General features: G+C 61.8%; 17 protein-coding genes. 8 read left to right on the top strand and 9 right to left on the bottom strand.

The features are described 5' to 3' along the window. Positions 1–19 precede the first annotated feature (19 nt). The 4 genes from radA (at position 20) to yjiA (ending at position 4,948) form a co-directional block, all read left to right on the top strand. Entirely contained in the window at positions 20–1,387 is a 1,368-nt protein-coding gene (radA, locus tag LUB09_RS11345; protein ID WP_003235145.1) for a DNA repair protein RadA, read from the top strand. A 165-nt stretch (positions 1,388–1,552) separates the two neighbouring features. Then, a complete protein-coding gene (locus tag LUB09_RS11350) occupies positions 1,553–3,619 on the top strand; it encodes a carbon starvation CstA family protein (RefSeq protein WP_057008682.1) in 2,067 nt (688 codons plus the stop codon). 15 nt (positions 3,620–3,634) lie between these two features. Then, entirely contained in the window at positions 3,635–3,832 is a 198-nt protein-coding gene (locus LUB09_RS11355) for a YbdD/YjiX family protein (RefSeq protein WP_003176208.1), read from the top strand. 156 nt (positions 3,833–3,988) lie between these two features. Beyond that, the gene (yjiA, locus tag LUB09_RS11360) at positions 3,989–4,948 is read left to right on the top strand and encodes a GTPase (protein ID WP_231422601.1); all 960 of its coding nucleotides are present in this window, start codon (positions 3,989–3,991) and stop codon (positions 4,946–4,948) included. A gap of 98 nt (positions 4,949–5,046) precedes the next feature. Here yjiA and glyA read toward each other — a convergent pair whose 3' ends face one another. Beyond that, positions 5,047–6,300 carry a serine hydroxymethyltransferase gene (gene glyA / locus LUB09_RS11365; protein WP_057008684.1) on the bottom strand — a complete coding sequence of 418 codons (1,254 nt, stop codon included), beginning with the start codon at positions 6,298–6,300 and terminating at the stop codon, positions 5,047–5,049. A gap of 336 nt (positions 6,301–6,636) precedes the next feature. Further along, positions 6,637–10,488 (bottom strand): bifunctional diguanylate cyclase/phosphodiesterase, encoded by a 3,852-nt coding sequence (locus tag LUB09_RS11370; RefSeq protein ID WP_231422602.1) that lies wholly within the window; start codon positions 10,486–10,488, stop codon positions 6,637–6,639. Positions 10,489–10,771: 283 nt separating this feature from the next. On the opposite strand from LUB09_RS11370, the gene ettA reads away from it, so the two are divergent. After that, complete coding sequence (gene ettA / locus LUB09_RS11375) at positions 10,772–12,436, top strand: energy-dependent translational throttle protein EttA (protein ID WP_057008686.1); 1,665 nt, start codon at positions 10,772–10,774, stop codon at positions 12,434–12,436. Between the two features lie 173 nt (positions 12,437–12,609). On the opposite strand, the gene LUB09_RS11380 is transcribed toward ettA, so the two are convergent. The 5 genes from LUB09_RS11380 to LUB09_RS11400 all read right to left on the bottom strand — a co-directional run bounded on the left by LUB09_RS11380 (position 12,610) and on the right by LUB09_RS11400 (position 17,611). Then, positions 12,610–13,107 (bottom strand): GreA/GreB family elongation factor, encoded by a 498-nt coding sequence (locus LUB09_RS11380; protein WP_231422603.1) that lies wholly within the window; start codon positions 13,105–13,107, stop codon positions 12,610–12,612. Between the two features lie 70 nt (positions 13,108–13,177). Further along, positions 13,178–13,534, bottom strand: a complete 357-nt coding sequence (locus LUB09_RS11385) for a hypothetical protein (RefSeq protein ID WP_231422604.1) — start codon at positions 13,532–13,534, stop codon at positions 13,178–13,180. A 109-nt stretch (positions 13,535–13,643) separates the two neighbouring features. Further along, the gene (locus LUB09_RS11390; RefSeq protein ID WP_231422605.1) at positions 13,644–14,861 is read right to left on the bottom strand and encodes an MFS transporter; all 1,218 of its coding nucleotides are present in this window, start codon (positions 14,859–14,861) and stop codon (positions 13,644–13,646) included. A gap of 315 nt (positions 14,862–15,176) precedes the next feature. Further along, positions 15,177–17,030: an Lnb N-terminal periplasmic domain-containing protein gene (locus tag LUB09_RS11395; protein ID WP_231422606.1), complete on the bottom strand. Its 1,854-nt coding sequence runs from the start codon at positions 17,028–17,030 to the stop codon at positions 15,177–15,179. Positions 17,031–17,122: 92 nt separating this feature from the next. After that, a complete protein-coding gene (locus LUB09_RS11400; RefSeq protein ID WP_017253712.1) occupies positions 17,123–17,611 on the bottom strand; it encodes a DUF3015 domain-containing protein in 489 nt (162 codons plus the stop codon). A gap of 268 nt (positions 17,612–17,879) precedes the next feature. Here LUB09_RS11400 and LUB09_RS11405 point away from each other — a divergent pair, with 268 nt between their 5' ends. Further along, complete coding sequence (locus LUB09_RS11405; RefSeq protein WP_209984981.1) at positions 17,880–20,318, top strand: Lon protease family protein; 2,439 nt, start codon at positions 17,880–17,882, stop codon at positions 20,316–20,318. A 335-nt stretch (positions 20,319–20,653) separates the two neighbouring features. After that, complete coding sequence (locus tag LUB09_RS11410) at positions 20,654–20,971, top strand: PA4575 family protein (RefSeq protein WP_209984978.1); 318 nt, start codon at positions 20,654–20,656, stop codon at positions 20,969–20,971. An 8-nt stretch (positions 20,972–20,979) separates the two neighbouring features. Here the strand turns inward: LUB09_RS11410 and LUB09_RS11415 are convergent, their stop codons facing one another. Then, positions 20,980–22,803: a hypothetical protein gene (locus LUB09_RS11415; RefSeq protein WP_231422607.1), complete on the bottom strand. Its 1,824-nt coding sequence runs from the start codon at positions 22,801–22,803 to the stop codon at positions 20,980–20,982. A 163-nt stretch (positions 22,804–22,966) separates the two neighbouring features. On the opposite strand from LUB09_RS11415, the gene LUB09_RS11420 reads away from it, so the two are divergent. Then, positions 22,967–23,455 carry a TIGR00645 family protein gene (locus tag LUB09_RS11420; protein ID WP_024077486.1) on the top strand — a complete coding sequence of 163 codons (489 nt, stop codon included), beginning with the start codon at positions 22,967–22,969 and terminating at the stop codon, positions 23,453–23,455. Between the two features lie 15 nt (positions 23,456–23,470). On the opposite strand, the gene LUB09_RS11425 is transcribed toward LUB09_RS11420, so the two are convergent. After that, positions 23,471–24,904, bottom strand: a complete 1,434-nt coding sequence (locus tag LUB09_RS11425; protein WP_231422608.1) for an ArnT family glycosyltransferase — start codon at positions 24,902–24,904, stop codon at positions 23,471–23,473. Between the last annotated feature and the right edge of the window lie 28 nt (positions 24,905–24,932).

Here is a 24,932-nt window from a genome sequence, read left to right on the forward strand (position 1 = left end):
TTCGGTTGGAGGTTCTCAAATGGCAAAGGCCAAGCGCATGTACGGCTGCACCGAGTGCGGCGCGACCTTTCCCAAGTGGGCCGGCCAGTGCACCGAGTGCGGTGCGTGGAACACCCTTACGGAAACCATGATCGAGAGCGGCGGCGCTGCGGCCCCCACCGGTCGGGCCGGCTGGACCGGGCAGCAGGCGCAGATCAAGACCCTGGCCGAAGTCAGCGTCGAAGAGATTCCGCGTTTCTCCACCGCCTCCGGTGAGCTCGACCGCGTCCTCGGCGGCGGGCTGGTGGACGGTTCGGTGGTGCTGATCGGCGGCGACCCCGGCATCGGTAAATCGACGATCCTGTTGCAAACCCTGTGCAGCATCGCCAGCCGCATGCCGGCGCTGTACGTCACCGGTGAGGAATCCCAGCAGCAAGTGGCCATGCGCGCCCGCCGTCTCGGTCTGCCCCAGGACCAACTGCGGGTGATGACCGAAACCTGCATCGAAAGCATCATCGCCACCGCCCGTATCGAAAAGCCCAAGGTGATGGTGATCGACTCGATCCAGACGATCTTCACCGAACAACTGCAATCGGCACCGGGCGGCGTGTCCCAGGTGCGCGAGAGCGCGGCGCTGCTGGTGCGCTACGCCAAGCAGAGCGGCACGGCGATCTTCCTGGTGGGCCATGTGACCAAGGAGGGCGCATTGGCCGGGCCGCGGGTGTTGGAACACATGGTCGATACCGTGCTGTATTTCGAAGGGGAGTCCGACGGCCGCCTGCGTCTGCTGCGGGCGGTGAAGAACCGCTTCGGCGCCGTCAACGAATTGGGCGTGTTCGCCATGACAGACCGCGGGCTCAAGGAAGTCTCCAATCCCTCGGCGATTTTTCTTACGCGCGCCCAGGAGGAAGTCCCGGGCAGCGTGGTCATGGCAACCTGGGAAGGCACCCGGCCGATGCTGGTGGAAGTGCAGGCGCTGGTGGACGACAGTCACCTGGCCAACCCGCGCCGTGTGACCCTCGGCCTGGACCAGAACCGTCTGGCAATGCTGCTCGCGGTGCTGCACCGTCACGGCGGTATCCCCACCCACGACCAGGACGTGTTCCTCAACGTGGTGGGCGGGGTCAAGGTGCTGGAGACCGCTTCCGACCTGGCCTTGATGGCGGCGGTGATGTCCAGCCTGCGCAACCGGCCGTTGCCCCATGACTTGCTGGTGTTTGGCGAGGTTGGCCTGTCGGGCGAAGTGCGGCCGGTGCCCAGTGGGCAGGAGCGCTTGAAGGAGGCGGCCAAGCATGGCTTCAAGCGGGCGATCGTGCCCAAGGGCAACGCACCGAAGGAATCGCCGCCGGGCATACAGATTATCGGGGTGACACGCCTGGAGCAGGCGCTGGATGCCTTGTTCGAGTAATCAGCCACACAGTAAAACAATCTGGGGTGGCTGCCGATTTTTCGGCAGCGCCTGCATTTTTTTGCCATCGCAAGGCTCTAGACCAACGTGGGGGGTGGCCTTTAGGGCAAGGAGCGCTAAACTCCGAATGGCTGTCTTTCTGTCCACCCTGGCTGGAATATAAAAATGAAAAATAATAATAGCCTGCTACGCCACCTGCCCTGGCTGGTGCTGGCAGTTGTAGGAGCATGCGCCCTGGGCGTAGTGGCCTTGCGCCGCGGCGAGGCGATCAACGCCTTGTGGATTGTGGTCGCGGCCGTGGCCATCTATCTGGTCGCGTACCGTTATTACAGTCTGTTCATCGCTAACAACGTGATGCAACTCGATCCACGTCGGGCCACGCCCGCAGTGGTCAACAACGACGGTCTGGACTATGTGCCGACCAACAAACACATCCTCTTCGGGCACCACTTTGCGGCGATTGCCGGTGCAGGCCCGTTGGTCGGCCCGGTGCTGGCGGCGCAGATGGGCTATCTGCCCGGCACACTGTGGCTGATTGCCGGCGTGGTACTGGCCGGTGCGGTGCAGGACTTCATGGTCCTGTTCCTGTCCACCCGCCGTAACGGCCGCTCCCTGGGCGACATGGTGCGCGAAGAGATGGGCCGCATTCCCGGCACCATCGCGCTGTTCGGTTGCTTCCTGATCATGATCATCATCCTCGCGGTGCTGGCGCTGATCGTGGTCAAGGCCCTGGCCGAGAGCCCATGGGGCATCTTCACGGTGATGGCGACCATCCCGATTGCGATGTTCATGGGCATCTACATGCGCTACATCCGCCCCGGCCGTATCGGCGAGATCTCGATCATCGGCGTGCTGTTGCTGCTCGGTTCGATCTGGCTGGGCGGGCAGATTGCCGCTGACCCGGTCTGGGCCAAGGCCTTTACCTTTACCGGTATCCAGATCACCTGGATGCTGATCGGCTACGGGTTTGTGGCAGCGGTGCTGCCGGTGTGGCTGATCCTCGCGCCACGTGACTACCTGTCCACGTTCCTCAAGATCGGCACCATCATTGCCCTGGCCATCGGCATCCTGGTGACCATGCCCGACCTGAAAATGCCGGCACTCACCCAGTTCATCGACGGCACCGGCCCGGTGTGGAAGGGCGGTCTGTTCCCGTTCCTGTTCATCACCATCGCCTGTGGCGCGGTTTCGGGGTTCCACGCGCTGATTTCCTCGGGCACCACGCCCAAGCTGCTCGCCAGCGAAAGCCACGCCCGTTACATCGGGTACGGCGGCATGCTGATGGAGTCGTTCGTGGCCATCATGGCGATGGTTGCCGCGTCGGTGATCGAGCCGGGCGTGTACTTCGCCATGAACAGCCCGGCCGCGATTGTCGGCACCGACGTGGTGACCGTGGCGCAGACCGTCAGCAGCTGGGGTTTTGCAATCACCCCCGAGGCGTTGTCGGCCGTGGCCCATGACATCGGTGAAACCACCATCCTGGCGCGTGCCGGCGGTGCACCGACCCTGGCCGTGGGGATCGCGCAGATCCTGCACAGTGTGCTGCCGGGTGAAAACACCATGGCGTTCTGGTACCACTTTGCGATCCTGTTCGAAGCGCTGTTCATCCTGACCGCAGTGGACGCCGGCACCCGTGCCGGGCGCTTCATGCTGCAGGACCTGCTGGGCTCCTTCGTGCCGGCGCTCAAACGCACCGAATCCTGGACCGCCAACCTGATCGCCACCGCAGGCTGCGTGGCGATGTGGGGCTACCTGCTGTACCAGGGCGTGATCGACCCGTTGGGTGGCATCAACACCTTGTGGCCGCTGTTCGGTATCTCCAACCAGATGCTGGCCGGTATCGCGCTGATGCTCGCCACCGTGGTGCTGATCAAAATGAAACGCCAACGCTACATCTGGGTGACCATGGTGCCGGCGATATGGCTGCTGATCTGCACCACCACCGCAGGCTTCATCAAGCTGTTCGACGCCAACCCTGCGATCGGTTTCCTGTCGCTGGCGAAGAAGTATAGCGATGCCCTGGCCAATGGTCAGATCCTCGCGCCGGCGAAGAGCGTCGACCAGATGCAGCACGTGATCTGGAACGCCTACACCAACGCAACGCTGACGGTGCTGTTCCTGTTCGTGGTGTTCAGCATCCTGTTCTATGCGCTCAAGGTTGGCGTAGCGGCCTGGGGCAACAAGGAACGTACGGATAAAGAAGCGCCATTCCAGGCCGTACCGGACGCATAACCGAGGATTGCAAACATGTTCAATGACATCAGTCGCCTCGGTAAATACCTCGGTCAGGCCGCACGCCTGATGGTCGGCATGCCCGACTACGACACCTACGTCGAGCATATGCAAACCAAACACCCGGACAAGCCGATGATGGACTACAAGGCGTTCTTCCGTGAACGCCAGGAGGCGCGATACGGCGGCAAGGGTGGGCCCAAGTGCTGCTAGCCCGATAACCTCGGGATGGCGGTGATCCCTTGTGGGAGGGGGCTTGCTCCCGATAGCGGTGTGTCAGTGATACACAAGTGCCTGACACACTGCTATCGGGAGCAAGCCCCCTTCCACATTTGTTTTATGTTCCTTCAGTTATAAGGAGAACTGTCTTTGTCCTCTCCCATTCCGGTAACCGTTCTCAGCGGTTTCCTCGGCGCCGGCAAGACCACCTTGCTGCGCCACCTGCTCAAGGCCGAGCACGGTCTTAAAATCGCCGTGATCGAAAACGAATTCAGCGATGCCGGCATCGATACCCAGCTGTTGGGCGCCGAACCCGTGCAAGTCATGACCCTGTCCAACGGCTGCGTGTGCTGCACCATTCACACCGACCTGACCAAAGCCCTCTACCTGCTGCTCGAACGTCTGGACAGTGGCGAGATCGCCTTCGACCGCCTGGTGATCGAGTGCACCGGCCTTGCCGACCCCGCGCCGGTGGCCCAGACCTTCTTCATCGACGAGGACTTGCGCGAGCGCTACATCCTCGACGGGATCATCACCCTGGTGGACGCGGCCCACGCCGAGCACCACCTGACCCAGACCATCGCCCAGGCGCAGATCGGCTTTGCCGACCGCCTGCTGGTGAGCAAGCGTGACCTGGTGGACGACGCCACGTTCGACGCCCTCAGCGAGCGCCTGAGCCGCATCAACCGGCGCGCGCCGATTCGCGTGGTGGACCACGGCAACATCGACCTGGCCGAATTGCTCGATGTGCGCGGTTTCAATCTCAACGCTGGCATGAGCCTGCGCCCGGTGAGCAAGGCGCCGTCCATCGATCGTATTTCCAGCCTGGTGCTGCGCACCGATCAGCCGCTGGATATCGACCGGCTCAGTGAGTTCATGAACGAGCTGCTCGAAGACCACGGCAAGCAACTGCTGCGCTACAAGGGCGTGCTCAATATTGCCGGGGAAGACCGGCGCATGGTGTTCCAGGGCGTGCTGAAGTTGTACGGCTTCGATTGGGATACCGAATGGGCCGAAGGTGAAGCGCGGGAAAGTGTGATTGTGTTTATTGCCGATGAGTTGCCGGAAGACAAAATCCGCGAAGGCTTTGCGCGGGTCTACCAACCCTGACCTGACTGACTTGAAATGCAATCAAATGTATTTCAAATTTGGAATTGGCATAAAAAAGCCCGGCTCTAGAGCCGGGCTTCTTGTTCAAGCAACTGCAATCAGGCGCCGTACACCGGCAGCTTCTTGCAGATGGCCTTGACCTTCTCACGAACAGAATCAATCACTGCTTCGTTGTTCAGGTCAGCCAGGATGTCGCAGATCCAGCCGGCCAATTCCTTGCACTCGGCTTCCTTGAAGCCACGGGTGGTCACTGCCGGGGTGCCGAAGCGCAGGCCGGAGGTGACGAACGGCGAACGTGGGTCGTTCGGCACGGAGTTCTTGTTCACGGTGATGAAGGCTTTGCCCAGCGCAGCGTCAGCGTCCTTGCCGGAAATGTCCTGCTTGATCAGCGACAGCAGGAACAGGTGGTTCTCGGTACCGCCGGACACCACGTCAAACCCACGCTCGATAAACACGCCGGCCATGGCCTTGGCGTTTTTCACCACTTGCTGCTGGTAGGTCTTGAACTCAGGCTGCAAGGCTTCCTTGAAGCAGATCGCCTTGGCCGCGATCACGTGCTCCAGCGGGCCGCCCTGGGCGCCCGGGAATACCGCGGAGTTCAGCTTCTTCTCGATCTCGGCATTGGCGCGCGCCAGGATCAGGCCGCCACGTGGACCGCGCAGGGTCTTGTGGGTGGTGGTGGTGACCACGTCAGCGTAAGGCACCGGGTTCGGGTAGACGCCAGCGGCGACCAGACCGGCCACGTGGGCCATGTCGACGAACAGGTAAGCACCGACCTTGTCGGCGATGGCGCGGAAACGCGGGAAGTCGAGGATCTGCGAGTAGGCAGAGAAGCCGGCCACGATCATTTTCGGCTTGTGCTCAACGGCCAGGCGCTCGACTTCGTCGTAGTCGATCAAGCCGTTGGCGTCGATACCGTATTGAACGGCGTTGTACAGCTTGCCGGAGGAGGACACGCTGGCGCCGTGGGTCAGGTGACCGCCGTGGGCCAGGCTCATGCCCAGGATGGTGTCGCCGCCTTGCAGCAGGGCCAGGTACACCGCGCTGTTGGCCTGGGAACCGGCGTGTGGCTGGACGTTGGCGTAATCGGCGCCGAACAGTTCCTTGGCGCGGTCGATGGCAAGCTGCTCAACCACGTCGACGTATTCGCAGCCACCGTAGTAGCGCTTGCCCGGGTAGCCTTCGGCGTACTTGTTGGTCAGTACCGAACCTTGAGCTTCCATCACCGCAGGGCTGGTGTAGTTTTCCGAAGCGATCAGCTCGATGTGCTCTTCCTGGCGCACGGCTTCTTGCTCCATGGCGGCGAAGAGATCGGCGTCGTACTTGGCAATAGTCAAATCACGGCTGAACATGGCAGTCCTCAAGGATCGGGGGCAGAAAAGGAGGGCATTCTAACCCAACGGGTTTTGGATGGCATATGAAAGGACATCATGTCGCGGACAAGCGGGATTCACTTAGGGGCAAGGGGTGCCTTTTGGCGAGCGGGATTGCTGTGGCGAGCTGGCATGCTGTGGCGAGCGAGCTTGTTGTGGCGAGCGGGCTTGCCCCGCGTTGGGGCGCGAAGCGGCCCTGAGACAGTCGACGCGGTTTTTCAGATAGAAACATAAGTCAGGTTTTGGGTCTGCTACGCAGCCCAACGCGGGGCAAGCCTGCTCGCCACGACAAGCCCGCTCGCTACAGGTAAGAGTTCAGTCGAACAGGAACAGCGCCTCATTGCTGAACTGCGCCTCGAACCGGTTCGCTGGCATCGGCCGCCCGAACAGGTAACCCTGCACCTCGTCACACCCGTGCTCGCGCAGGAAGTCCAACTGCTCGTGGGTCTCCACGCCTTCGGCGATCACCGCCAGGTTCAGGCTGTGGGCCATGGCGATAATGGCGCGGGCAATCTGCGCGTCCTGCTCGCCGGACGGCAGGCCGTCGACGAAGGTGCGGTCGATCTTCAGCACGTCGATGGGGAACTGCTTGAGGTAATTGAGCGAAGAATAGCCGGTGCCGAAATCGTCCACCGCAATGCTCAGGCCCAGGTTTTTCAGGCTGGCGAGGATCTGCATGGCTTCGTTGACCTCGCGCATCAGGATGCTTTCGGTCAGCTCCAGCTCCAGGCACGCCGGCGGCAGGCCGGTGTCCTTGAGGATGGTGGCGATGCGCGTGCCCAATTGGCCATCGGAGAACTGCCGCGCCGAGATGTTCACCGAGACTTTCGGCACGCGCACCTTGTTCTGGTGCCAGGTTTTCAACTGGCGACAGGCCTCGCTGAGCACCCAGTCGCCCACGTCCACCACCAGCCCCAGCTCTTCCAGCACCGGAATGAAGTCTCCCGGCGGCACCAGCCCACGGCGCGGGTGACGCCAGCGCAGCAGCGCCTCGGCGCCGGTCAGGCGTTTGCCGTCGCCGCTGAACTGCGGCTGGTAATAAAGCACGAACTCGTCCTGCTCCAGTGCATGGCGCAGGTCGCTTTCCAACTCCAGGCGCTCCAGGGCGCTGGCGTTCATGTCGGCCTGGTAGAACTGGAAGTTGTTCTTGCCACGTTCCTTGGCGTGATACATCGCGGTGTCGGCGTTTTTCATCAACTGGCTCAGCTCATTGCCGTCCTGCGGGCTCAAGGCAATGCCGATACTGGCGGTCACGAAGAACTCGCGGCCCTCGAGCACAAAGGGTTTTACCAGGCTGGCGAGGATTTGCTCGGCCACATTGATCGCCCGGTTCAGCGCCAGTTCGCGACTGCCCCGCGGTTGCAGAAGCAAGGTGAACTCGTCGCCGCCCATGCGCGCCACGGTATCGTCCTCGGCCACGCAGCCCAGCAGGCGCGTGGCCATTTCCTTGAGCATGCGGTCGCCGGCGGCATGCCCGAGTGAGTCGTTGATCGGCTTGAAACGGTCGAGGTCGAGGAACATCAGCACCACCCACGACTTCTGCCGCTCGGCCGACTGCAGCGCGGTGTGCAGGCGGTCCTGAAACAGCGTGCGGTTGGGCAGGTGGGTCAGGGCGTCGTAATACGCCAGGCGGTGGATGCGCTGTTCGCTGGCCTTGCGTTCGCTGATATCGCTGAAAAAGCACACATAGCTGGCCAGGTCGCCTTCGTCGTCGAACACGGCGGTAATCCCTACCCAGGCCGGATAATGCTCACCGTTGCGCCGCTTGAGCCACACTTCGCCTTCCCAGGTGCTGTGCTGGTGCAACTGCTTGAGCACGTAGCGCAGGTGGGCTTCCTGTTGTTCATCCACGGTGAGCATGTTCGGCAACTGGTCGAGCACATCCGTCACCGCATAGCCGCTGACCCGGCTGAACGCCTCGTTGGCCTGCACGATATAACCGGCCGGGTCGGTGATCAGGATCGCCGAGGTGGAATGTTCGAATACCGTGGCCGCCATGCGCAGGTCTTTCTCGGCGCGGCGTTGCTGGCTGATATCGCGGCCCACGCCGAGGATGCCCTCGAAGGCGCCGTGTTCGTCCCACACCAGCACCAGGCGCATCTCGATCGGCACTTTGCGTCCATCGGCGCGCAGGCAGTCGAACAGGAACAGTTGCGTGTGGGTTTCATCGCGCAGCGCCGCCAGCGCCAGCGGATCGCCCGCCGCGCGGTTGACCTGTTCGAACAGCGCGCTGATGCCGGTCAGTTGCTGCGGGTTGGCAATGATCGACTGCCAGCCGTGCTTGAACACCCACTCCACGTCATAACCCAGCACCGCATTGACCGAGGGGCTGATGTAATTGAGGGCCATTTGGCTGTCGGTGGAGCAGATCACGTCACTGATGCTCTCGGCCAGCATGCGGTAACGCTGTTCGCTGTCACGCAGGGATTCGCTGGCTTCGATCTGGTCGGTAATGTCTTTGGCCACGCCAATGATGCGCGTCACCTGGGCGCTGTTGTCGCGGGCCAGGGCCTGTTCGCGGATATCGAAACGCCGCCATTGGTTGTTGCGATGGCGAAAGCGCAGTTGGCAGTGCAACTGGGTCGAATAGCCGACCTCGCGCTGCTGCTGGCGCTGATCCTGATAATGCTCGGCGTCTTCGGGGTGCAGCAGGATCTCCCAGAAATACTCGCCCATCTGCGTAAGTTCGGGCTTGTTGTAGCCCAGGGTATGGCCGAGGTGATGGTTGCTGAAGATCATGCGCTGGCTGATCACGTCCTGCACATACAGGTGGTCCGGCACGGTGCGCACCACGTCCGACCAGAAGCTTTCGCGTTCCACCAGCGACAACTCGATCAGCTTGCGGCTGGTGATGTCATTGATGCTGAGGATCACCGCCTTGAAGTCGTCCAACTGTTCCGGCAGGCGCATCACCAGCCACAGGTATTGCGGGTTGCCGGCGACATCGTTGAGCTGGATCTCCAGCTCCAGCTGTTTTTGCTGGGTCAGCACCGCTTCGAGCACCTGGTAGCCAATCGAGGTGGCGTTGTGCGGTGAGTCATCGAGCAGGCGCTCCCAGGCCTGATCGCAGGAGCTGACATTCAATAAGCGCACGGCCACCTGGTTGACCTCGGTGATCCGCAGCCCTTTGAGCAATTGCCCGCGCGCCTCGGGATTGTCCTGCAGCCAGGCGTGCAGTTGCTCGCGACTGTGCAACTGTGCCTTGTCGAAGAACGCCTTGAGGCTCGACAGGTCGAGCACGCACAGGGCCACGCCGGTGCCTTCGAAAATATCCTGATAGCGGCGCCGGCCTTCATTCACCTGGCGTTGGCGCCGACGCATGTTCAGCAGCACGATCACCGGAATCAGCGAAAATGCCAGGCCCAGCAGGCATTTGCCGATAAACGCCGGCAGCAGTTCTTCAAGCACCGCGCTGCGGTCGAACAGGCCGCGCAACTGCCAGTCGCTTTTGCTCAACGGCGTGATCAGCACGCTTTTGTTCAGTTCGTCGGTGGTCAGGTTGTTGACCCCTTGCGCCGACATACCGCCTTCACGGCTGACCACCTGATGGTTGATGCGGTTTTCGATGGCCCACATCGGCCGCTGACCCTGGCCGTCCTGGCGGGTGAGGTTGGTCAGGTAGTCGGGCGCCAGGCGCAGCGCCCAGTACATCCGCGAGCCGCCGCTGGGCTGGTGCAGCAGCAGGTAGATAAGACTGCCGTCTTGGTTGTTGCTCAGGTAATAGGACTGGCCGTGGCTGCGTTGCACCAGCTCTTCAAGCCAGGCGCTGTCCTGGCTGTCGGTGGCGCTGTCGCTGATGATCGCGCCGCTGGGGGCGAGCAGGGCGAGGCTGCGCAGCTCGGGCAGCGAGCGTTGCAGGCTGCGCATCAGGGCTTGTTGCTGTTCGTTGTCACGCGGGGGCTCGACCATGGGCAGCAGGTTCAACGCGATTTTCGCGCTCAGGGCCATATTCAGGCTGATCTGCTCGGCCAAGTCGGCGCTGTAGTCGATGGTGTATTGCTGCTGGTTTTTCTGGTTTTGCTGCAATTGGTCAAGCAACTGCCAGAACAGCAGCGCGAGCAGCATCAGCACAAGGGTCGCCAATGCGCCTTTGAGGGTGCCGTGCAGGGGCGCTCCCGGTGCCAGATGGGCGGCGCGCAGGGGCGAGGGCGGCGTGACGTTGGACAAGCTGTGATCCTGCGGTTTGGCGGACTGGCGCGGCGTGCACTATAAGCCTGACGCCCGGAGGGCGGCTAGCATGCCTTGACTTGTGGCAAAGTGCCAGCCCTGGCCTGGCTGGACTGACCAGGCGCATTCAGGTAGCTTTGCCGGTTACGCGGGGGCGTTCCAGCCCCAGACATTCAGGCTTTTTCCGCTCGCTGGCATTGATCATAGTCAAAGGCCCGCGCCGCGCATGGCCTGGCACGGGCTTCGCCCGCTCAATTCATCAGTCACTGACGCTAGGTTCACCATGGCTCAATACGTCTTCACCATGCATCGGCTGGGAAAAGTTGTTCCGCCGAAGCGGGAAATCCTGAAAAACATTTCGTTGTCCTTCTTCCCCGGCGCCAAGATCGGCGTGCTCGGCCTCAACGGCTCGGGTAAATCCACCCTGCTGAAAATCATGGCCGGCGTCGACACTGAGTTCGAAGGCGAAGCGCGCCCGATGCCGGAACTGAACATCGGTTACCTGCCGCAAGAGCCGATCCTGGACCCGACCAAGACCGTGCGTGAAGTGGTCGAAGAGGCCGTCAGCGTGATCAAGAACGCCCAGGCGCGCCTGGACGAGGTCTACGCCGCTTACGCAGAAGAAGACGCCGACTTCGACAAGCTCGCCGCCGAACAGGCCAAGCTCGAAGCCATCCTGCAGGCCAGCGACGGTCACAACCTGGAGCGCCAGCTGGAAGTCGCCGCCGACGCGCTGCGCCTGCCGGCATGGGACGCCAAGGTCGAATTCCTCTCCGGTGGTGAAAAACGCCGCGTGGCCCTCTGCCGCCTGCTGCTGTCGGCCCCCGACATGCTGCTGCTCGACGAACCGACCAACCACCTGGACGCCGATTCCGTCGCCTGGCTGGAGCATTTCCTGCACGATTTCCCGGGCACCGTGGTTGCGATCACGCACGACCGTTACTTCCTCGACAACGTCGCCGGCTGGATCCTCGAGCTCGACCGTGGCGCCGGTATCCCTTACGAGGGCAACTACTCCGGTTGGCTGGAAGCCAAGTCCGACCGTCTGGCCGCCGAATCCAAGCAGCAATCGGCCCACGAAAAGGCCATGAAGGAAGAACTGGAATGGGTGCGCAAAGGCGCCAAGGCCCGCCAGTCCAAATCCAAGGCACGTCTGCAACGCTTCGAAGAAATGCAGTCGCAGGAATTCCAGAAGCGCAGCGAAACCAACGAGATCTACATCCCGGCCGGCCCGCGCCTGGGTGACAAGGTCATCGAGTTCAAGAACGTTTCCAAAGGCTACGGCGACCGCGTGCTGATCGACAACCTGTCGTTCTCCATGCCAAAAGGCGCAATCGTCGGCGTTATCGGCGGTAACGGTGCGGGTAAATCCACCCTGTTCCGCATGCTGATGGGCAAGGAAACCCCGGATTCGGGCAGCATCGAGATCGGCGAAACCGTGCAGCTTGCCTGTGTCGATCAGAGCCGCGACGACCTCGACGGCAGCAAGACGGTGTTCCAGCAGGTGTCCGACGGTTCCGACCAGATCCGCATCGGCAACTATGAAATCCCGTCGCGCACTTATGTGGGCCGTTTCAACTTCAAGGGCGGCGACCAGCAGAAGTTCGTCAAGGACCTGTCCGGTGGTGAGCGCGGTCGCTTGCACTTGGCCCTGACCCTGAAAGAAGGCGGCAACGTGTTGCTGCTCGACGAACCGTCCAACGACCTCGACGTTGAAACCCTGCGTTCCCTGGAAGAAGCCCTGCTGGACTTCCCGGGCGCCGCCATTGTGATCTCTCACGATCGGTGGTTCCTTGACCGCGTCGCGACTCACATCCTGGCGTACGAAGACGACTCGCAAGCGGTGTTCTTCGAAGGCAACTACACCGAGTACGAAGCAGACCGTAAAAAGCGCCTCGGCGATGCGGCGGCGCAGCCGCACCGGGTGCGGCACAAGAAACTGGCCTGATTCAGGCGGGTTGTTTGTAAGAACGGAGCCTTCGCGCTCCGTTTTTTTTGCGTTTTTTCAGGAATACCGAGGTGAGTTCATCGGGAGCAAGCCCCCTCCGACAGTTGGAATGCATTCCCCTGTGGGAGGGGGCTTGCTCCCGATAGCGGTATAACTGCCAGCACCCTCTTGGGCTAAGCGTCGGGCTCGATGCGCAACACTTCAATCACCTGATCGCCGACCGGCCGCTTCCACATCACCTCGTCGCCCACCTGAGCACCCAGCAGCGCGCGACCCAGGGGAGAGCCCCAGTTGATCAGGCCGGCATTGGCGTCGGCCTGGTCTTCCCCGACCAGTTGAATGCGCTGCTGTTCGTCCTGCGCGTTGGCGAAGGTTACCCAACTGCCAATCTGCACCTTGTCGGTCGACGTGGCCGGTGCAACGACCTGAGCGCTGTGTACCCGCTGGTTGAAGTAGCGCAGATCCCGCTCGAGATCAGCCTGGCGTTGTTTATCCGCCTTTTCGCCCCTGGCCGTCTCGGCACTGTGCTCGGCCTGCAACTGCGTAACCCTGGCCTGCAACTGCGCCAAACCGGACGCGGTGAGGTGATTGGGCTGCTCGCTGACCTGGCGTTCCACCGGCTGATCAGCCTGGGCGGCGGCGTTGTCTTCGTTTACAAAAGCTCGGCTCATGACATTCTCCTCAATGGAGGTTGGGCCCTGTGCGCCGCGCGATCGTTCCCGCGTTCTGCGTGGGAGCGATCTATTGGGCGCGGTAGGCCCTGGCGGCGTCGCGGTCTTTCTCCCGCTGCCAGGCACGCTCGCGGTAGTCCCAGCGATTGTCTCTGTAGTCACGCAGCTCTTCATGTTCACGCATGGCCTTGCACTGGCGAAAGCCGTCTTCCCAGCCTGAGGCGTATTCCCGCTCTTTCAGGTAGCGCGGGACATTTTTGCGAAACTCCCCGCTGATCACCCCGGCTGCCTGGCGTCCGCTGCTGCAGCCATCATCGAAGCCATCGGCAAACACCGGTGGATAACCCTTGGCCAGCAGATCCTGATGGGTTGTTTGGCAACCCGACAACCACAACACCGCGCCCAGCATCACCGCATACCGCCACATGGCGTACTCCCTGGCCGTTTCTCGGCTTATGGGAGGAAGTCTAGTCAGGGAATTGTCGGGGCGGCGTGAAAGGCGGGTGAGAACGCTGTGAGATGGGCCCTCTCACCGTTTAATTTTCATCTGGTTTGGATCGGTGCCCAACGTTCCCTGGCTGTGTCTTGGCGAACCACCACCAGACGCCCACCCCCAGCAAGGTCGCCAGCACGGCCAACATCAGGATCACCGATTGCGTGCCCAGCGGCGCCGCAAGCAATGCCACCAGCAGGCCTGCGAGAGGCTGCGACAGGTTGTTCAACAAGGTGATCACGCCCACGGTCTTGCCGAAGTCCTGGGGCGGGATCACCCGTTGCCGGAGGGTGCGCAGGTAGACGTTGAACATCTTGTCGAAGCCTGTAATCAACAGGAAACCCAGCACATAGCCGCCGAGGTTCGGGCTCAGCGCGCTGATCAAAGCCCCCGTGGCGATCATCGAATAGCCGACACCGCCCAGCAGCCGCAGAGGCAGTGCCACTCGGGCGAGGAAAAACAGGATCACGATCGTCGTGACCGCGCCCGCCGCCTGCAGCCCGGCATAGCTGTCCTTGCCGGCGCGGTAGTGGCCGATCACCATGGCCGCCGAGGTGGCCAGGGTGACGCCGACGATCAGGTTCACGCCTACGGCCAGCAGGATGACTTTTTTCAGCTCCGTGAGACGGCGGATATGCGCGAACGCGATTCGCAGAGGTCGCAGCCAGATACCCTGATGCTGCTCGAAAACCTCCAGGGTCACGCGGCTCAGGCGTTGCCACGCGAGCATGCTCAGGTCCGCCAGCAAAAACAGCCCGGCGACCCCCAGCACTGCCCAGTGCCAGGCCCACACCTCCAGCATCAGTGCCGCCAGCAGTGGGCCGAGGACCAGGCCTGTCTGGTCGGCGATCTGAGAATACGACAGGGTTTTGGTATAGCTGTAGTGCTCGAAGATATGCGGCATCAGCACTTCGCGCGCCATGATGCCTTGCGTAGTCAGCACCCCGCACAGCGCCGACAGCACCACCACCCAGGTGATACCGCCAAAAAAAGCGTGGAGCGCCACGGCCAGCACACACAGCAAGGCCCGGTAGACCTGGCTGATATGCAGGATTTTTATCGGGGAGTATTTGTCGCACAGGGCGCCGCACAACGGAAACGCGAGATAGCGCGGCAGCGATTCGACGAAGAAGGCCAGCCCCGCCCAGGCGACACTGTTGGTGGTCTGGAATACCACCAGCGGCACGATGAACAGCAGGATCTGATCGGCCAGCCTGGATAGAAACAGCGAGATGAAAAAAGCCAGGTAGTCCTTACGCATCAAAGCTCTTCTGTCAGCGAAGACGGGGCGACGATATTTTTCAGCACCGCCGCAAGCCTCCGTGGCGAGCGGGCTTGCGCTAATGCCGTTCAGTTAAGCGCAGATTCCCTGTGGCGAGCAGGCTTGTCCTGCGTTGGGCTGCGCAGCAGCCCCAAAGCCAGGCGCTGAGCCGTATCAGGTACACCGCGTTTTGCTCGATTGGGGGCGCTTCGCACCCCAACGCGGGGCAAGCCCGCTCGCCACAATAAGCCCACACATTTTCCTTAACTGAACGGCATTAGGGCTTGCCACAGAGGTCCTATGGGTTGGCGTGGGTCAGTAGTGATACCACTTCACTTCCAGCATCACTTCATTCACCGGCGTCGACAGGTGGCTGTACTCGCGCTGGGCGCTCAGGCGCAGGCCCAGGTTGCGGGACAGCTCCCACTGCTGGTTCAGGCTGATGCTGCGGCGCACTTCGCCATTGGTGAAGAAGTCGCCCTTGGCCTCCAGGCTGAGGTTGCCCAGCGGGTTTTTCCACAGCACGCCGGTGTTGAAGCCGGCGGCGGGGGAGATAGCTTCGCTGAAGTCGTTGTTGTGTTCCACGCGCACGGTGCCGAGGGCGAAGCCGAGCATGTCGTCGCTCAGCTGCCAGGTGCCGCCTGCGCCGCCGTTGACGTGGGCCACCAGGGTTTCGTCGTCGTGTTTGCCCGGCACGCGCTCCAGGCCACCGGTGACTTGCCATGACCAGGGTTGCAACAGGGCGTTGCGCGGGGTCAGGGAGCGGATGGTGGCCAGGTCCAGTTGCTGCAGTTGCCAGTGATTGCCTTCGTACTGGCGCAGTTTCATCTGCAGGATTTCGATCTGCGCACCCAAGGGGAAACCTTCGGCGTTGTCGTTGAGGTCATGGTAGGCCATGCGCAGGCCGTATTCGCCGAAGGCCTTGTCGCCTCGGGTGCCGATGCCGGCCTGCCAGGTGCGTGATTCGTGGCCGTTTTCCGGAAGGCCCGGCGGCGTGATTTTCAGGTCCGGCGCAGGGTTCTGGTTGATCGCGCGCAGCAATTCGAAGCTGCGCTGGGAGCGGGCGGTGTCGCGCTCCAGGCCATTGGCGCGGTAGCGGCCCAGGCGGTAGGCGGCGTCGATGACCAGCGCCTGGCGGTCACGCGGCAGCGCCTTGAAACCCGGCGCCTGCAACTGCTTCTGGTCGTCACTGATCTTCAGCACCCATTGCTGCTCATCGCCGTCCAGCGGCTTGGCGCGCTCCAGCAACTCGCGCTCGCGGGACGGGCGGTAGTCGATTTTTTCTACCAGGCCCGCGTCCTTGACCGCCTTGACCGTGTCGGTGGGGATGGCGGTGAGGGGGAATTGCTCGGTCAGGCGCAGGCCGGGGCGTGCCACTTGCAGCAATTCCAGCAGGCGATAGGAGCAGTTTTCATCGAAGAAGAAGTAGTCGAACTTGATCTGCTTGAGTTCCCACACATGCTCGACCATGCGCTTGGTCTCGACTTCGGTGAGGTTGAGGCGGTATTCCCACAGGTCACGGTTTTCGAGGCTGCGGTATTCCGAGAGTTTTTCCTGATACGGCACCAGGGCGAACAGGCCGGGGTAGCCGCCGGCGAGGCCCTTCCAGGCGTAGAGAATGCTGTTGTCAGAGCCTTCGATGTAGGCGCCGAAGTTGATCGCGTAGCTGAGCAGCGCGGTCTTGTCCCGTTGCACATCCGCCTGGTCGATACGCAGCAGGGTATGGCCGAACATCGACGACGGGCTGTTGAGGTACGCCGCCGGGAAGATCATCACCGCGCTGTGGGGCGCGACGTCCTTGAACCACTGGGTGAATTCCTTGCACTCCAGCGCAGGCAGGTCGTTGAGTTGCAACTGCGCCTTGAGCCAGCGGGTGCGCGCGGGGTAAACGCATTGGGCGTGTTTTTCGCCAAGGCTGGCCGGCGCATACAACGCTTCAACGGTGGCCTTGAGCTCGGCATCCGGGTGGTGGGCACCGTCGGCTGCGAGAAAGAATTTTTTGTCGCTGACATAGCTGCGCCAGCCTTTGATCTTGCCGGCTTCGTAATGGCCCAGAGATAGCCAGAACGGATCGTTGGCCAGTTGCTGCAAACGTTGATCATCAATATGCGGGGCCGCGTACAGCGGGGCGCAGGCGAAGAGTGCCAGCCAGGCAAAGCGTTTGAGCATAAGGGCTACTTAAGTCGGAAAAAGTGAGACCCAAAGGGGAGGCGGGCCCAAAAAATAAAACCCGCGCCTCAAGAGGCGCGGGCAGGTCGAGCTTAAGCCTGGGTAGCGTATTTCGCCAGACGCGAATCACTTTTCAGTACAGCAAGGGTGTTGTTGTGCACGTCGTCAGCGGTCACGTCAGCCTTGCTGAAGATCTGCTGGAAGTGCTCGTGGGTCACGGCAGCAAAGTGCTCGCGGTCTTCTGGCGCCACGCCCAGTACCACGGCGTAGGTGGTCAGTGCTTCGCCGTTGCCCTTGGCCATGTCTTCGGACAGCTCGTTCATCATGCCATTCATGGCAATCCAGGACTTGCCGCCGTAGGTCAGGGCGCTGTTGGTGCTGCAACCGTTGGTGCCCGAGGTCATGCCGAAGGTGGCGTTACCCGAGGTGCCGTTGGTGGTGGAAGCCAGGAAGTGAGCTGGAGTGCCGCGCTGGCCTTCGAACAACATGTTGCCCCAACCGCAGTTCGGGCCGCCTGGTGCTTCTGCCATTGCATTGAGGGAGACGACGGTGAAAAGAGTACCAAGAAGGATCCGTTTCATAGCTTTGTTCTCTTTGTGTGCAAACCAATGGACAAGGGGTTCAGGCGCTTGATCGCGCCCTAGGGGCCAGTTATTAGTCCAACCCGCGCAGTTTGGAGTTTAGGCACGTTCGAAGGGTTCCGTGGGTTTTTATAAAACAATCGCCGTTGTCGCGATTTTTTTGCAGGACGCACTCGCTGTCTATGCTTTCCCTACGGCTCGCCTTGCCAGAGCGCGCAAGGGGGAGCCAGAATGCCGTTATCTGCCCCGCCTGATGTAAGGAAGCCCGATGCCTGATCCTGTTGCTGCCAGCTTGCGTCTAGCGCCCGAAGCGCTGACTCGCCCTTTCTCCGCTGAACAGTTCAGCTTCTCGACCACCAATGATTTGGAGCCCTTTCGCGGTGTGCTTGGCCAGGAACGTGCGGTTGAAGCCTTGCAGTTCGGTGTGGCCATGCCACGCCCCGGTTACAACGTGTTTGTCATGGGCGAGCCGGGCACGGGTCGCTTTTCGTTCGTCAAACGCTACCTGAAAGCCGAAGGCAAGCGCCTGCAGACCCCGTCGGACTGGGTCTATGTGAATAACTTCGACGAGCCGCGCGAACCGCGTGCCCTGGAATTGCCGGGCGGCTGCGCGGCGGCGTTCATCGCCGATATCAACGGGTTGGTCGACAACCTGGTGGCAACCTTCCCGGCGGTGTTCGAACACCCGACCTATCAACAGCGCAAAAGCGCCATCGACCGCGCGTTCAACCAGCGCTACGACAAGGCCCTGGACGTGATCGAGCGCCTGGCCCTGGAAAAGGACGTGGCGCTGTACCGCGACAGCACCAACATCGCCTTCACCCCGATGCTCGACGGCAAGGCGCTGGACGAGGCCGAGTTCTCGCAGTTGCCGGAGGCTGATCGCGAGCGCTTCCACTCGGACATCTCCGAGCTGGAAGAGCGTCTCAACGAGGAACTGGCCAGCCTGCCGCAGTGGAAGCGTGAGTCGAACAACCAACTGCGCCAGTTCAACGAAGAAACCATCACCCTGGCCCTGCAACCTTTGCTCGCGCCGCTGTCGGAAAAGTACGCCGAGAACGCAGGCGTTTGCGGTTACCTGCAAGCCATGCAGGTGTACCTGCTCAAAACCGTGGTCGAGCAACTGGTAGACGACGCCAAGACCGACGCCCAGGCGCGCAAGCTGCTCGAAGAGCAATACTGCCCGAGCCTGGTGGTGGGCCATGCGGTCAACGGCGGCGCGCCAGTGGTGTTCGAGCCGCATCCGACCTACGACAACCTGTTCGGCCGCATCGAATACAGCACCGACCAGGGCGCGCTCTACACCACGTATCGCCAACTGCGTCCGGGTGCCCTGCACCGCGCCAATGGCGGTTTCCTGATCCTTGAGGCCGAGAAAATGCTCGGCGAGCCGTTCGTGTGGGACGCGCTCAAGCGCTCCCTGCAATCGCGCAAACTGAAGATGGAGTCGCCCCTGGGCGAACTGGGCCGCCTGGCCACCGTGACGCTCAACCCGCAAATGATTCCGCTGCAGGTCAAAGTGATCATCATCGGTTCGCGCCAGCTGTATTACGCGTTGCAGGACGCCGATCCGGACTTCCAGGAGATGTTCCGGGTGCTGGTGGACTTCGACGAAGACATTCCGATGGTCGACGAAAGCCTGGAGCAGTTCGCCCAGTTGCTCAAAACCCGCACGTCGGAAGAAGGCATGGCGCCGCTGACCTCGGATGCCGTGGCGCGGCTGGCCACTTACAGCGCGCGGCTGGCGGAACACCAGGGGCGCCTGTCGGCGCGCATCGGTGATTTGTTCCAGTTGGTGAGCGAGGCGGATTTCATTCGCCACCTGGCGGGCGACGAGATGACCGATGCCGGGCATATCGAGCGCGCGCTCAAGGCCAAGGCCACGCGCACGGGGCGGGTCTCGGCGCGGATTCTGGATGACATGCTCGCCGGGGTGATCCTGATCGACACCGCCGGCGCTGCCGTGGGCAAGTGCAACGGCCTGACCGTGCTGGAAGTCGGCGACTCGGCGTTCGGCGTGCCCGCGCGGATTTCCGCCACGGTGTACCCGGGCGGCAGCGGCATTGTCGACATCGAGCGCGAGGTTAACCTTGGGCAGCCGATTCACTCCAAGGGCGTGATGATCCTCACCGGTTACCTGGGCAGCCGCTATGCCCAGGAATTCCCGCTGGCGATCTCGGCGAGTATTGCGCTGGAGCAGTCCTACGGTTATGTGGACGGCGACAGTGCGTCCCTGGGCGAGGCGTGCACATTGATCTCTGCGCTGTCGAAAACGCCGCTCAAGCAGTGCTTTGCCATCACCGGTTCGATCAACCAGTTTGGTGAAGTGCAGGCGGTGGGCGGGGTCAACGAGAAGATCGAGGGCTTCTTCCGCCTCTGTGAAGCGCGCGGGCTGACCGGCGAGCAGGGCGCGATCATTCCCAAGGCCAACGTGGCCACGCTGATGCTGGATGAGAAAGTGCTGCAGGCCGTGCGCGCCGGGCAGTTTCACATCTACGCGGTGCGCCAGGCGGATGAAGCGCTGAGCCTGCTGGTGGGCGAGGACGCCGGCGAGCCCGACGACGAAGGGCAATTCCCCGAAGGCACGGTGAATGCGCGGGTGGTCGAGCGTCTGCGCGCGATTGCCGAGATGATCAGCGAGGAAGACCTGAAAGAAGCGGAGAAGGAGCTGGCGCAGTTGGCGCTGGCCGAAGCCAAACCGACCTGACGCTGAGTAAGCAGTGTGAGAGGGGGCAAGCCCTAATGCCGTTCAGTTAAGCGCAGATTCCCTGTGGCGAGCAGGCTTGTCCTGCGTTGGGCTGCGCAGCAGCCCCAAAGCCAGGCTCTGCGCAGTGTCAGGTACACTGCGTTTGTCTTGATTGGGGGCGCTTCGCACCCCAACGCGGGGCAAGCCCGCTCGCCACAATAAGCCCGCTCGCCACAGAGGTTCCAGTTTGCTGCGAGACGTTAAATTGACGGTTTATCGCCGTTGGTCTCTACAGCCTTGGTTTGTCTTGGTTTTCTTCTATTCTGAGTTAAACCAGTCTACCGAGGGGCGCCGCCATGCCGCGCAACCTTTGCCTTATCCGTCAATGCCTGGGCCTGGAAACCCGTATCGAATGCACCGTGCGCCCGCTCGCGGGGGACAGCGGGCTGTGGATGTTGTTATTCGCAGCAGGCATGGCCGGCGAGCAGCCGTCCGCCATCAAGGCCGAGGGCCCGTTTCATGGGGCCTGCGCCGCTGAAACCCTACTGGGCACCATCGTCGACGGCCTCACGCTGCAAGGCTATGTGCAGAGGCGCGAGCCGCCGATATGGGGCCTGCATTTGCAGGCCTATCTGCGCCAACTCAATCGCAGGCAAGAACGCCTCGCCCTGTAATCGCCGCGTTATTTGCTTTCCGGCTTGTCCAGCTTGACCTCGAAGCCGTATTGCACGGTGCTCAGGTCGGTGCGCTGGTAGCCTTCCAGGCGGGTCGGCTGGCCGTAGAAGTAATGCACGTCGAACATCGCCGTGCCGTATTCCTCGGCGCGGTGGCTGACGCCGAGGATTTCCTTGAGGTAATTGCCGCTGGCGTCCTTGGCGTAGAAACGCCAGCTGTCGGCGGGGAAGGCTTGTTGATCGACAATCAGCGCGTTGTCCTTGAGCGCCAGGCCCTTGGGCAACTTGGCCGCATCCAGCGTGGTTTTTTCGATAGTGGCCAGGAACAGCGGGATCGAGCCCACCACGAACGCCGGGTTCTCCGGGAACAGGTTGAGGTCGTAGGTGAGCATGCCGCGCGCCGGGTTCAGTTCGAAGGCCTCGGTGGGCAACTCGATAGGGTCGCCGCGCTCGCCTTTTTCGTCGGCGGTAAAAAACGTCACCGGCGCCTCACTGCTGTTGCGCTCGGCGCCCACCAGGTCGTCGTTGAAGGTAAAGGGGTGATCGAACACCACATGCGCAGCGCTGGCATCGTCGACGGACTGGCTGATGGTGACGCTGTTTTTCAGCTGGTCTTCGGTCATCGACGCGTCCTTGAGCCAACTGGCGGCACCGTCGTCGTACACCGTGACAGGCATCGGCAAGGCTTGCACGGTCTTTTCCAGGCTGTTTTTGTCAAACCGCAGGACCGGCAGGTCCAGTTCCTTGCGGGTGACGGTGACCGTGGAAAAGTCCAGCACATTGACTTGCAGGGAGTCGATCACGCCATTGAAGTAGACCTTGGCGTAAGACCGGTGCTGTTTTTGCTCGAAGGCTTTTTGCTCATCGGTCAGCTGTTTTTCAAGGGCCGGTGACCAGGCTTTTTGCTTTTGCAGCTCGGCCAGTTGTTTTTCGTAGAACGCCACTTGCGCAGCACTTTCGTTGATCGAGCCCGAGCGCGTCAGAAACTGCCCGGTAACGTCCCGTGCCTGGACCAGCAGCGGATTGGGCGAATCATCCGCCAGTTCCGGCGCCAGGGGCGCGCTGTTGGTGAGTTCGAGCTCGGCGTAGTTCTTTTCAAGCAGTAGCAGGTTGACGCTGACAGTGCCTTCGGTGCGCGTGTGACCGACGTCCTTTTTCGACAGGTCGAAGCTGAGCACCTTGCCGGGCGCTACCACTTCCACCGCGCCCTTGAGGCTCACCGGCTGCGGCTGGCTCTTGTTTTCGGTCTCGATACCGTCGAAAAACGGGTAGGTCACCGTCAGGTCGTCAGGGTTGGTCAGGTTGGAGCTGCTCGGGCTCAACTGAATGCCGGGATCGGTTTCCGACCATTCCGGCTGGAACGGAATCACCTTGTTGTTGCTCAAGGTGACCGACTGCCATTCCAGGTTGTGGGGGAATGGAAACTGCTCCGGCACATTGAACGTAAAGGGGAATACCGGCTGCAAATCTGTCAGGTAGTCCGAATGGGAGGCCCTGCGCAGCACGAACAGGCCGTTGATGTAGGTATCGACCAGCGCCTGCGGCGTGGGGTAGTGCTTGAGCAGGGCCAGGGTGTCTTCGCCGTACTCGGGCTCGATGGGTTTGCTGGCGAGCTTGGTTTGCGCGCGCTCGAGCAGCAACAGCGAACCGCCGAGGTCAGCGATGGCGTCGCGCAGCTTGGGGTCCTGGATGCCGTCGAGAGACTGTTCGAACTTGGCGGTTTTCTCTTCGAGGGTGGCCTGCTTCTGCTCTTCGCTGGGAGAGCAGCCGCCGGCCAGCAGCAGTGCCGCGCACAGGCCGACGCTGGCCAAGGGAGATCGCACATCCATCATTGCAAGTTTTCCTGTCCGACAACATTGAGTCGATTTGATGGGCTCGACACTAGCAGATAAACGCGCTTACAGATGCCGTACACGTCAGTTTTCTCGCGGTGACAGGCGGCTGGCAGCGGCTGGTATACTCGCCGCCATTTCTAGCCACGCTGTGTGAGATTCAATGGAACGTTTTATCGAAAATGCTATGTACGCCTCGCGCTGGCTGCTGGCGCCGATCTACTTCGGTCTGTCCCTGGGCCTGCTGGCGCTGGCGCTGAAATTCTTCCAGGAAGTGATCCACCTGCTGCCGAGCGTGTTCTCGATGGCCGAGTCCGAGCTGATCCTGGTGCTGCTGTCGCTGATCGACATGGCCCTGGTCGGCGGCCTGCTGGTGATGGTGATGATTTCCGGCTACGAGAACTTTGTCTCGCAGCTGGACATCGATGACAACAAGGAAAAGCTCAACTGGCTCGGCACTATGGACTCCTCGTCGCTGAAGATGAAAGTGGCGGCGTCCATCGTGGCGATTTCCTCCATCCACCTGCTGCGCATCTTCATGGACGCCAAGAACGTCGATCCGCAGCATTTGATGTGGTACGTGATCATTCACATGACCTTCGTGGTCTCGGCGTTCGCCATGGGTTACCTGGACAAACTCACCAAACACTGATGCACCGCGCCCGCCTTACTGCTCGATGAAGTAGTAAGGCTGGCGATTGATCGACATCTGTTTGGTTACCGTGACCTTTTCCTGCAGTTGCTCGGTGCGATCCAGCAGCGCCACATTGCCGGGTTTGGCGGCCAGGTAGCTGCGCAATTGCGCTTCGGTTTGCAGGATCGGCAGGTAAGCCCGCAGGTAAAACACACTGGCGCCCGCGATCCGCTCGTTGGGTTGAAACAGCACCACGTTTCTGCCCTGGTCCAGCAGGGTCTGGATCTCGCTGATCACCGGCACGAACGAGTGGCGCACGTCCGCTTTGGGCGCGAACCAGAAGGCCGCCGTGAGGTAGCAGGCGATGGCCAGGATAAACACCGCGCCGATCACGCGCCGATGGTGCGCGTACAGCGCAGGCTTGTGTTCCTTGAGCCACGCCAGCAGCACGCGCACATATTCGGCGGCCAGCACGGCGGCGGCCGGCGTCAGCGCCATCAGGTACACCGTGCGCTTGCTGGACGCCAGGGTCAGCAAGGTAAATTGCGCCACCAGCCACACGCTGAAAAACAGGCGATAACGGTTGCGCACCAGGCTTTTGCGAAAGTGCCACAGGCCCAGGTACACCAGGATATTCCACGGCAAAAACGCCTCGGGCAGCTTCACCAGGTAGTAGTAAAACGGCTCGTAATGCCCGGCTTCGACAAACGAGCCGCTGAAGCGACCGACACTGTTGGTCAACAGCACCTCGCCCACCGCCTGCATCCCGTCGCGTTGAAACAGAAACCCCAGCCAGATCACCAGCGGCACCAACGCCAACAGGGTAAACAGCGCCGGCTTGAGCCAGTCGCCGATGCTCAGGCGCTTGTCCATCAGGCTGACGCTGACCAGGTACACAAAGATCACGATGCCCGGCATCGCCAGGCCCAGCACGCCCTTGCTCAGGGTGGCGATGACCATTCCGGCCGCGAACAGCGCCCAGGCCCACGTGCTGGAGCCTTCGCGATCAGGCCGCACGGCCTGGTAAAACGCCAGCAGCGCGGTCGTCACGCCGAGACTGAGCAATGAATCCTCACCCACGCCGCGCACATTGCCCCAGTAACTGGCCATGGTCGCCAGGATCAGCGCCGCGCTGAACGCCAACGTTTTTGGCCGCCCGAAGGTGCGCAACATCCCGTACAACAGCATCACACTGAACAGCCCGGCAAACGCCGACGCCAGACGCACCGCCCCGGTGCTGGCGCCAAACAGCCGAATCGCGCCGGCGTCGAGCCACAGGCTCAGAGGCGGTTTTTCCAGAAACGGCTCTTGAAACAGTCGCGGCACCACCCAGTCGTTGTCCAGGTGCATGGCCATGGCGATCCCGGCCACACGGGCCTCGGTGGAACCTTGCAATTCATGGTTACCCAAGGCGAAGAAGAACAACAGACCAACGAGCAGAAGCAGCAGAGGAACGGGACGCGTCATGGAGTGTGGCTACCGGGGCAGGGGACCG

Origin of the sequence: Pseudomonas sp. Leaf59 (assembly GCF_920984685.1) — a bacterium.
Classification (GTDB): Bacteria; Pseudomonadota; Gammaproteobacteria; order Pseudomonadales; family Pseudomonadaceae; genus Aquipseudomonas.